The 8,705-nt window shown below is 68.8% G+C and carries 12 protein-coding genes; 4 read left to right on the top strand and 8 right to left on the bottom strand.

Features of this window, described 5'->3' with window-relative positions:
- Window positions 1-234: 234 nt before the first annotated feature.
- The 5 genes from C5E05_RS11745 to rpmB all read right to left on the bottom strand — a co-directional run bounded on the left by C5E05_RS11745 (window position 235) and on the right by rpmB (window position 2,259).
- The gene (locus C5E05_RS11745) at window positions 235-471 is read right to left on the bottom strand and encodes a helix-turn-helix transcriptional regulator (RefSeq protein ID WP_104300165.1); all 237 of its coding nucleotides are present in this window, start codon (window positions 469-471) and stop codon (window positions 235-237) included.
- Window positions 471-1,094 carry a DUF2975 domain-containing protein gene (locus C5E05_RS11740; protein ID WP_104243804.1) on the bottom strand — a complete coding sequence of 208 codons (624 nt, stop codon included), beginning with the start codon at window positions 1,092-1,094 and terminating at the stop codon, window positions 471-473. The genes C5E05_RS11745 and C5E05_RS11740 overlap by 1 nt, the downstream gene beginning before the upstream one ends.
- Before the next feature lie 450 nt (window positions 1,095-1,544).
- Window positions 1,545-1,850, bottom strand: a complete 306-nt coding sequence (rpsN, locus tag C5E05_RS11735; protein ID WP_068483923.1) for a 30S ribosomal protein S14 — start codon at window positions 1,848-1,850, stop codon at window positions 1,545-1,547.
- A 2-nt stretch (window positions 1,851-1,852) separates the two neighbouring features.
- A complete protein-coding gene (gene rpmG / locus C5E05_RS11730) occupies window positions 1,853-2,023 on the bottom strand; it encodes a 50S ribosomal protein L33 (protein ID WP_068483925.1) in 171 nt (56 codons plus the stop codon).
- Window positions 2,023-2,259: a 50S ribosomal protein L28 gene (rpmB, locus tag C5E05_RS11725; RefSeq protein ID WP_068483927.1), complete on the bottom strand. Its 237-nt coding sequence runs from the start codon at window positions 2,257-2,259 to the stop codon at window positions 2,023-2,025. The genes rpmG and rpmB overlap by 1 nt, the downstream gene beginning before the upstream one ends.
- A 195-nt stretch (window positions 2,260-2,454) precedes the next feature.
- Here rpmB and C5E05_RS11720 point away from each other — a divergent pair, with 195 nt between their 5' ends.
- Window positions 2,455-3,810: a carboxylesterase family protein gene (locus tag C5E05_RS11720; protein ID WP_104342015.1), complete on the top strand. Its 1,356-nt coding sequence runs from the start codon at window positions 2,455-2,457 to the stop codon at window positions 3,808-3,810.
- A gap of 25 nt (window positions 3,811-3,835) precedes the next feature.
- Here the strand turns inward: C5E05_RS11720 and C5E05_RS11715 are convergent, their stop codons facing one another.
- Window positions 3,836-4,564, bottom strand: coding sequence for a DUF554 domain-containing protein (locus C5E05_RS11715; protein ID WP_104243806.1), 729 nt, complete (start codon window positions 4,562-4,564; stop codon window positions 3,836-3,838).
- A gap of 296 nt (window positions 4,565-4,860) precedes the next feature.
- On the opposite strand from C5E05_RS11715, the gene C5E05_RS11710 reads away from it, so the two are divergent.
- On the top strand, window positions 4,861-5,376 hold the full coding sequence (locus tag C5E05_RS11710) for a hypothetical protein (RefSeq protein WP_146080610.1): 516 nt from the start codon (window positions 4,861-4,863) through the stop codon (window positions 5,374-5,376).
- Between the two features lie 129 nt (window positions 5,377-5,505).
- Here the strand turns inward: C5E05_RS11710 and C5E05_RS11705 are convergent, their stop codons facing one another.
- Complete coding sequence (locus C5E05_RS11705) at window positions 5,506-5,838, bottom strand: hypothetical protein (protein WP_104243810.1); 333 nt, start codon at window positions 5,836-5,838, stop codon at window positions 5,506-5,508.
- 156 nt (window positions 5,839-5,994) lie between these two features.
- Between C5E05_RS11705 and C5E05_RS11700 the strand changes: the two genes are divergently transcribed.
- Window positions 5,995-6,753, top strand: a complete 759-nt coding sequence (locus tag C5E05_RS11700) for a hypothetical protein (RefSeq protein WP_104243812.1) — start codon at window positions 5,995-5,997, stop codon at window positions 6,751-6,753.
- Here C5E05_RS11700 and C5E05_RS11695 read toward each other — a convergent pair.
- On the bottom strand, window positions 6,729-6,965 hold the full coding sequence (locus C5E05_RS11695; RefSeq protein WP_104243814.1) for an MbtH family NRPS accessory protein: 237 nt from the start codon (window positions 6,963-6,965) through the stop codon (window positions 6,729-6,731). The genes C5E05_RS11700 and C5E05_RS11695 overlap by 25 nt on opposite strands.
- 235 nt (window positions 6,966-7,200) lie before the next feature.
- Here C5E05_RS11695 and C5E05_RS11690 point away from each other — a divergent pair, with 235 nt between their 5' ends.
- On the top strand, window positions 7,201-8,667 hold the full coding sequence (locus C5E05_RS11690) for a YdiU family protein (protein ID WP_104243816.1): 1,467 nt from the start codon (window positions 7,201-7,203) through the stop codon (window positions 8,665-8,667).
- The last annotated feature ends 38 nt before the right edge of the window (window positions 8,668-8,705 follow it).

The raw sequence follows: 8,705 nt of genomic DNA, 5'->3' as shown, positions 1-8,705 counted from the left end.
CCTCCCGTCTTGGCCGCGGGGATGGGGCAGCTTCACCCCATCCCCGCGGCCAAGACGGGAGGAAACTGCCCCATTCGCGTGGCGGACGCAGCGGGAGGCGCCGAGCCCCGCCCCGCCCCGCCGCGCCCGAAACGGGAGGAAACTGCCCTACCTGCGGACCTGCAGACCGGCGGTCCGGATGAGGCGGCGGGACGGCGGACCGGAGGGGGCGGCGGGGTGGCGGGGTGGCGGGGCTCAGCTTGGCGGGAGGTAGTCGAGCAGCTCGCCCGGCTTGCACTCGAGGACCGCGCAGAGCCTCGCGAGCGTCTCGAAGCGCACCGCCTTGGCGCGGTTGTTCTTGAGGACTGACAGATTGACCACGCTGATCCCCACACGTTCCGAGAGCTCCACGAGCGTGATCCCGCGCCTCGCCATGATCTCCCCGAGGTGGCACACGATGTGGTTCGGCTCCTCGAAGGGGTCCGGCACCATCAGACGAGCCCTTCCTGGTCCTGCTGCAGGCGAGCGCCGCGGCGCATGATGAGGTTCACGACGAGCACGATCACGAGGATGAGCAGGAACGTCCACGTCTGGTCGAGGACCGTCGGCTCCGGGGCGTCTCGTCCGTCCCAGCCGAGCTTCGCAATCGTCCAGTTCGTGCCGAGGAGTTCGAAGAACCCCGGTGCGGCGAGGGCCGCGATGACGAGCCCCGACGACCAGTCGAGGAGGCGGATGCTCTTGCCGCCGAAGAAGTCGCCCTTCGCGAGGTTCCTGGCGAAGAGGAGGAGCATCCACACGGCGGCGAGGCTCAGGAGCGCACCGATGACCTGGCCGATGAGCAGCAGCACGAGGGCGCCGGTGGGGATGAGGTCGCTCGCGACGAGGATCGTCGAGGCCCCGTCAAGCGGGACGTCGGCACCGACAGGAGTGGGGAGCGAAACTGCCGCTCCCTCGAACGATGCGTTGACACGCACCTGGCCGTCGACGAGGAAGCCGATGACGTTCTCGAGCGGCTTGAGGACGACGAGTCCGGCGGCGGCGATGCCGAGCGGCCACAGGTAGCCGAGTTCCTTCGCTTCGCGGTCCGAACCTGTCGCGTTCTGTCGTGCGTTCATGATCTTCCTCCATATCGTTTCTCGATATGCATAACGATAAACGATATGGCTGGATGCGCAACCCCGGCCTCGTAGCTCGTTTCGGGATGCCCTCCACACTTCCGGATGCATTGCAACCCATCCGGAGGCGCGCAAGCCATCTCGAGAGCGAGAGTGCGCCGGAGGGCTGCGTGAGCCCGACAGGGAACGTGCGTGAGCCCGACAGGGAACGTGCGTGAGCCCGCGAGGGATCGCAAGTGGCGGGAGGGGGCCCGAGAGTTGCCCAGGCCAGGATGCGAGAGCCCCGGGCACGAGACCGAAAAACGCCACCGGGCCGCCGTTCCGCGCCCAAGCACGCAAAACCAGCACGCACGAAACTCCAGCGACCCGATCCCCCGCACGCACGAAACCCCCGAGCGAAGACGCTCGGGGGTTTCGGAAAGCACTACGCCATTGCTGGCGGGCCGGTGGTTACCAGCTCGACTTCGTGATTCCTGGCAGCTCGCCACGGTGTGCCATGTCGCGGAAGCGGACACGCGAGATGCCGAACTTCGAGACGTGGCCGCGGGGGCGTCCGTCGATGCTGTCGCGGTTGCGAACGCGGACCGGCGAAGCGTTGCGGGGAAGCTTCTGGAGGCCGACGCGAGCTGCCTCGCGCGACTCGTCGGTGCCGTTCGGGTCGACAAGCGCCTTCTTCAGCTCTGCGCGGCGTTCCGCGTAGCGCTCGACGATGACCTTGCGCTGCTCGTTCTTGGCGATCTTGCTCTTCTTGGCCATGTTTAGCGCTCCTCTCGGAATTCGACGTGCTTGCGGATGACCGGGTCGTACTTCTTCAGCACGAGGCGGTCAGGCGTGTTGCGACGGTTCTTCTTCGTCACGTAGGTGTAGCCCGTTCCAGCGGTGGAGCGGAGCTTGATGATCGGACGTACGTCCTGGCTCTTCTTCGCCATTAGAACTTGACTCCCTTCGCACGAAGCTCAGCGACGACGGACTCGATGCCGCGTGCGTCGATGACCTTGATGCCCTTAGCCGAAAGCGTCAGCGTGATCGTGCGCTTCATGGAAGGCACGAAGTACTTCTTCTTCTGGATGTTCGGGTCGAACCGACGGTTGGTCCGTCGGTGCGAGTGCGAGATGTTGTGACCGAATCCGGGAACCGCCCCGGTCACCTGGCACACTGCTGCCATTGTTTCCTCCGTAGATACCGCGGGAACCAGAAGGCCCCGCCCAAGATCTCTTGTCTGCGTCGATGGCGGTTGCACACCAACACGGTCGCGCCAGAGGGGAACCCCGGCGCACCAAGGGTCGAGCTTAGGCGACACGCCCGGGGAAGCGCAAGCCTGCATCGGGAGAAGCGCTGCGACGGGATGCAAGACTCGAGCATGGTCTCCTCCCCCGGCTTCTCCCCTCCCTGCGGCCCGATCACCGGCTGGACGGAGGACTGGCCCGGTGGCCGGCAGATCGTGCGGGCAACGGGCATCCGCTACGCGAGGGCCGACAGGTTCGGGGCCCCGCGGCCAGAACCCGACCACGGCGAGACCTTCGCTGCGACGAGCTGGGCGCCCGCGTGCCCGCAGGCGCCCATGCCCGTGCTCGAGGAGGTGCTGGGGAGCGGCATCGACGAGCTCGGCGTCGACGAGGACTGCCAGCGGCTGTCGATCACGCTGCCCGATGAGGTGGGGCCCGGGGAGCAGCTGCCCGTGATGGTGTGGATCCACGGCGGCTCGTATGTCTCTGCCGCCGGCGACGCTGCGGCGATGGACCCGGCACCGATCGTCGCCGAGCAGCGTGTGGTCGCCGTCAACGTCACGTTCCGACTCGGCCTGTTCGGGTTCCTCGGGGGCACGGATGCGCGCCCCGCGAACCTGGGGCTGCTCGACATCCTCGAGGCGTTCCGCTGGGTGCAGCGCAACATCGCGGCGTTCGGCGGCGATCCGCGTCAGGTGACCGCCTACGGGCAGTCGGCCGGCGCGCACGCGATCGTGCAGCTGATGGCGCTGCCGGAGGCGGCGAGCCTGTTCCGGCGGGCCATCATCCAGAGCGCGCCCCTCAACGTGGCGGGCGGGCGGGAGGAGATGCAGGGCAGGATGCTCGACGCGACGGACGACCTCACGACCGCGAGCCCCGTCAGCGAGGTGGTGCGGGCGCAAGCAGCCGCGCTGCGTGCCTCGTCCGCGTACGGATTGCAGGGGGCGATGTCGTTCAGCCCGCAGCACGGTCAGCATCCGCTGCCCGACGATGCCGGCGTGCTCGCCGGGCGGGACGCGAACGCTGCGGCGATCGACCTGCTCATCGGCTTCACCGCGGAGGAGGCACTCCTCTTCGTGCCGCGCATCCCGGCCACCAAGCGCCTGAGCGAGCTGCCGATCGTCGGGAAGCCGCTCGCGAGGGCCGTTGTCGGCGCGCTCACGTGGCTCGTCTACCGGCGCGACGCGGCGACGTTCGCGAAGCGGCACGTGCGCGCAGGCGGCCGAGCATCGACGTACGTCGTGAGCTGGAAGGCGCCGCACAACGTGTGGGGTGCCTGCCACATGATCGAGCTGCCGCTGCTCTTCGGCAGCGAGAAGACGTGGCATCGGGCACCGCTCGTGCGCGGCGCGAGCTGGGCGGAGATCGATCGCGAGGGCAAGCGGCTGCGCGCCGTCTGGGGCGACTTCGCCCGCGGAACCCTGCCGACCGGCACCGACAGCATTCCCGGGGTCGCGACGTTCCGGCGCCTCACGACCCGCGGGCGCTGACCGCACCCCCGCGAGGCGCGCACCGCTAGGAGAGGAAGGCCAGGGCCACGGGGGCGATGACCAGCGCTGGCAGCAGGTCGCCGACGGGGATCGGCTTCAGGGGGACCAGGCGGACGCCGAGCGCGATCAGGATGAGGCCACCCACCGCCGAAAGCCCGTCGATCTGGGCGTCGCTGAAGACGTCGCCCGCGAGGAATCCCACGAGCGTGAACGCGCCCTGCAGGATCGCGACCGGGATGGCGGCGAAGAGCACGCCCTTCCCGAAGGTCGAGGCGAAGGCCATCGCAGCGAAGCCGTCGAGCACGGCCTTCACGTAGAGCTGGTCGGCGCCGAGTCCCAGACCGTCGGAGATGGGTCCGAGGATGGAGAGCGGGCCGACGCAGAAGAGCAGCGTCGCGGTCACCATCCCGTCGACGAAGCGACCGTCGCCGTTCGCGTCCGAGGTGAGGCGGCGTCGCACCCAGCCGGCGACGCCTTCGAGCCGGTCCTCGATGCGCAGCCAGGAGCCGAAGAGCGCCCCGAACACGAGCGACAGCAGGATGACGATCATCGCGAACGGACCAGCCGCGTCCGCGAGCGCCTGAGAGCCCATGTCGGCGACGCTCATCCCTCCGAGGACGATCACGAACAGCCCGAGGACGGCGGTGACGGTCGCCTTCGTCCGGTCCTTGAGGCGGTCGCCGAGGAGGATGCCGAGCAGGCCGCCGACGAGGATGAGTGCGACGTTCAAGAGCGTCCCGGACCCGATGATCACGGTCCGATTATCGCGATGCCGTGCGCCGTTTCCGAATCGCGAGCCCCTTGACCCAGCTGGAGCGGCTGCCGCTGTGCGGAAAGTGATCCAGCGAAAGAGGAATATTCCTCAACAGATCGAAGAATATTCGTTAACTCCGGCTGGGCTCACTCGCTGTTGAGAATCCTGACAGACTCGGCGTCGGGGCCTCGACGCCGACGCATCGACGGGGGGTTCGCGAATTCGGGGGGATTCTCATGACCGATGCGGCTTCAGATCGTCGCGCCGTGCTGCACGCCGGAGCGTGGGGCGTCCCGGTGCTCGCCGTCGCGGCGGCGGCGCCGCAAGCGGCGGCAAGTGCCGGCACCGGTGGCGGCTGCAACGACTTCAGCACGGGAGTGTGCAACGTCGATTTCGCGTTCGTCACCGACCCGCCTGGCATCAACGAGATCGGCATTCGGAATCTCACCGACGTTGGACAACGCGTCGAGCTGCGGCACTACTCGTCAAGCGAGCCGGTCACCTTCACCGTCAGGGACACGTTCGGCGAGCTCACGGAGTTCACTCCGTTCCTGCCGGAGACGGCATCGTGGAGCCATGCCTTCGCCAGTGGTGCGTGCGTCAGCTTCGAGACGATCGCCATCGAGACCGGTATCGGCCTGTACACGCTGGATCTGCCGCCGGGAGCAGAGCTCATCCTCGGCGGCAGCATCGACATGCCCTCCAACGCACCGTTGTGCCTGTACACCGGGAAGGTCTGGTTGCGGGGCGACGACCCGTTCACCTGTGTCGCCAATTACTGGCTGCAGTGCACTGCGGAAGACGACGTCTGATCCAGGGAGAGGGGACTTCTGCCCTTCAGCTTGCCGGTGGGCGCTCCTATGGCGGGCTTCACTGCGACGGTGCGGCCCGTCGGGACGGTCTGAGTCAGCTGACACCTGGGCGGATCGCTGCGGCCGGGGTCATGGCCCGGGCTCGATCACCGAGAACACGTAGTAGGTGTGGCCGGGCGCCGAGACCTCGATGACCCTCCCGCCCGGGATGTCGCGTGGCTCGCCCGTCACAACCGTCGGATGCTCGGCTCGCCACGCAGCCACGTCGTCGACGAAGTACATGGGGCCCGCTGCTCCCCAACCGGGCTCGTCGTCGAGCATCAGCTCGATCTCGAGCTCCGGCATCTGCAGCGACACCGTGTGCTCGCCCTCGCGCCACGCCTCCTCCCAGCCGAGGTCGAGGTAGTGCTGCACGGCGGCTTCGAGGTCGTCGACGGGTTGGAACTGGAACGTCAGGATCACGGTGCTCTCCCCGGTGGGCGTGCTGGCTCGGTGCTCCGAATGTAGCCCTCGATGCGCGAGGGGCGCCATGCGCCGATTCCGAATCGTGATGCTCGCGATGAGGGTCGATACGGTTCCGTGACCGGATGCGGGCCGCCGGGTTCGTAGGGTCGGTTCATGCCTTCTCGCCGTCTCACTCCAGCGACGATCGTCTGCGCCGCGCTCGCGGTGCTGCTCGTCGGATGCGCGCCCGCGGGCGCCCCGAGCGTCGTGGGTTCCGCATCCACCCCGGCGCAGACCGCGAGCGCCAGTGTCGAGTCGGCGCCCTCGGAGACGGCACCCTCCCAGGCGTCGCTCGAGGGCATCCCGATGCAGGAGATGACCCAGCAGCCGGTGTCCATGCAGATGACGCAGTGCCTCACGCAGCACGCGAAGTGGATCGACCTTCCCGCGGGCACGACGTCGCCTGACCTGTACACGCGCATCTCGGCGTATGAGCAGGAGCTGCTCTTCCTCCTGCCCGATGCGGTCGGCGGCTTCGACAACGTGGACGTCGCGGCCGACCCCAGCCCGCGCGGCACGGTCACCGTCTTCGTCGTCGGATCCGCGGAGGCCGGCGACGAGGCTGCGGCCGCATGGACGGCGCTGCGCGACGCATCACCGGAAGTGGAGGCCGCCGCGGCCGGCATCGAAGCGGAGGGCGCATCCTTCGCACCGGAGCTCGTCGAGTACTCCTACGCGGAGCTCTGCACGTCGAACCTGGCGATCCTGTCCGTCTGGATGGAGAACGACAAGGGGCTCGTCTCCGCCCGCATGGACGTCGAGCTGAATCGCAACATCCTCGGCATCGAGCCTGAGCTCTTCTCGGACGAGTACCGACAGGAGCTGCTTGCCCTTGGGCCTGCTGGCATCTACGAGTTCGAAGAGGTCCGGTAGTCGCGACCCGGCGGTTGTCTCGCCACGTAGGCGCGGCAGTCCTCCGCGGTCGCCGGGCCGAAGACGCGGACCCACCCGGTGGGGGTCTGGGCGAAGTCCGGCCAGAGCGAGTGCTGCCGGTGCTCGTTCCTGACCACGAACACCTGCTCGCCCGAGTCCTCCCAGGCGCTCACCACGCGCGGAGGGACGTGCAGGAGTGGCGGACGTCGCATCGATCGTGCATTCCGGACCTCGGTTCAGCGTTCACTCGTGCTCCGAGACGGAGCGTGGCACTGTGCCGCAGCGGGGGCTGCGCAGGGGAGCGCGACCGTACGCCCGGAGCCAATGAGTGGGGTGTGAAGTAGGCAGGCGGGCTACCCTCGAGGCGGCCTGCCGATCGCAGCTCTCAGCGCCACCCAGCCGCGCGCTCCCACGCAGCACCCCGCCGCTGCGCCTACTGTGTCCCGCATGACTGCGACAACGCACGAGGGCCTCCTCTTCGGGAATCGCTTCGCGCGCGAGTTCCCCGAGCTCGCCCTTCCCTGGGAGGCCGAACCAGCCCCTGCACCGCGATTGCTGCTCCTCAACGAGGACCTCGCCGGGGAGCTCGGCTTCGAGCCGGCGTTCCTCAGCTCGGAGGACGGCGTCGCGATCCTGCTCGGCACCTCCGTTCCCGAAGGGGCCACCCCGGTCGCGCAGGCCTACGCGGGCCACCAGTTCGGGCAGTACTCGCCGCGCCTCGGCGACGGCCGTGCGCTGCTCCTGGGAGAGGTGACGGATGTGCGCGGACGGCTGCACGACATCCACCTCAAGGGCTCCGGCCGCACCCCGTTCTCTCGCGGCGGCGATGGGCGCGCCGTGCTCGGTCCCATGCTGCGCGAGTACCTCGTGAGCGAGGCGATGCACGCCCTCGGCATCCCGACGACCCGCGCGCTCGCGGTGACCGCGACGGGACGCCACGTCCAGCGCGACGACATCGAGCCTGGCGCGGTGCTCACGAGGGTGGCCAGCAGCCACCTGCGCGTGGGCTCGTTCCAGTACGCGCGGGCCACCGACGACCTGCAGCTGCTGCGTCGCCTCGCCGACCACGCCATCGCCCGGCATTACCCGTCCGTGGCGGGCGCCGAGGCCCCCTATCTCGAGTTCTTCGAGCAGGTGGTGGCCGCACAGGCGAAGCTCGTCGCGCAGTGGATGCTCGTCGGCTTCGTGCACGGGGTCATGAACACGGACAACATGACGATCTCGGGCGAGACGATCGACTACGGGCCGTGCGCGTTCATCGACACGTTCGATCCAGAGGCGGTCTTCAGCTCCATCGATCACCGCGGGCGGTACGCCTTCCGGAACCAGCCGCCCGCCGCTGCCTGGAACCTCGCGAGGTTCGCTGAGGCCCTCCTGCCGCTCTTCGCCGAGGACGAGGCCGAGGCCATCGCTCTTGCTGAGCGCAGCGTGTCGGCGTTCGGCCCTGCCTACGAGGGCGCCTGGAACGCAGGGATGCGGCGCAAGCTCGGCCTGGGCGACGACGTCGACTCGGAGGCGAGCGATCGTCTCGTGGCCGAGCTGCTCGCGCTGCTGCAGAAGAGCGGGGCAGACTCCACCTCCACCTTCCGTGCGCTCAGCGCGTACGCGCGCGGCGACCGCGCACCCGCTCTCGCCGCGTTCGGTGAGGCTGCCCCCTCGTTCCGCACCTGGGCTCAGGCCTGGCTGGCGCTCGCGCCGAGCGCGGGCGCGATGGACCAGGTCAACCCCGTGTACATCCCCCGCAATCATCTTGTCGAGGAGGCCCTCGCCGCCGCAGACGCCGACGACCTCCAGCCGCTCGCCGATCTCCTCGAGGTCGTGACCAGTCCCTACGACATTCGAGCGGGCCGCGAGCGCTACGCGGCCGGGGCGCCGGCGGACTTCGGCGCCTACCGCACCTTCTGCGGCACCTGAGTCGGGCTGCCCGAGTTCAACCGAACGGCCGATCCGCA

It is taken from the genome of Pseudoclavibacter sp. AY1H1, assembly GCF_002931055.1.
Classification (GTDB): domain Bacteria; phylum Actinomycetota; class Actinomycetes; order Actinomycetales; family Microbacteriaceae; genus Pseudoclavibacter.
The sequence above is the reverse complement of the archived record's forward strand: the minus strand, read 5'-3'. Positions and strand labels throughout refer to the sequence as shown.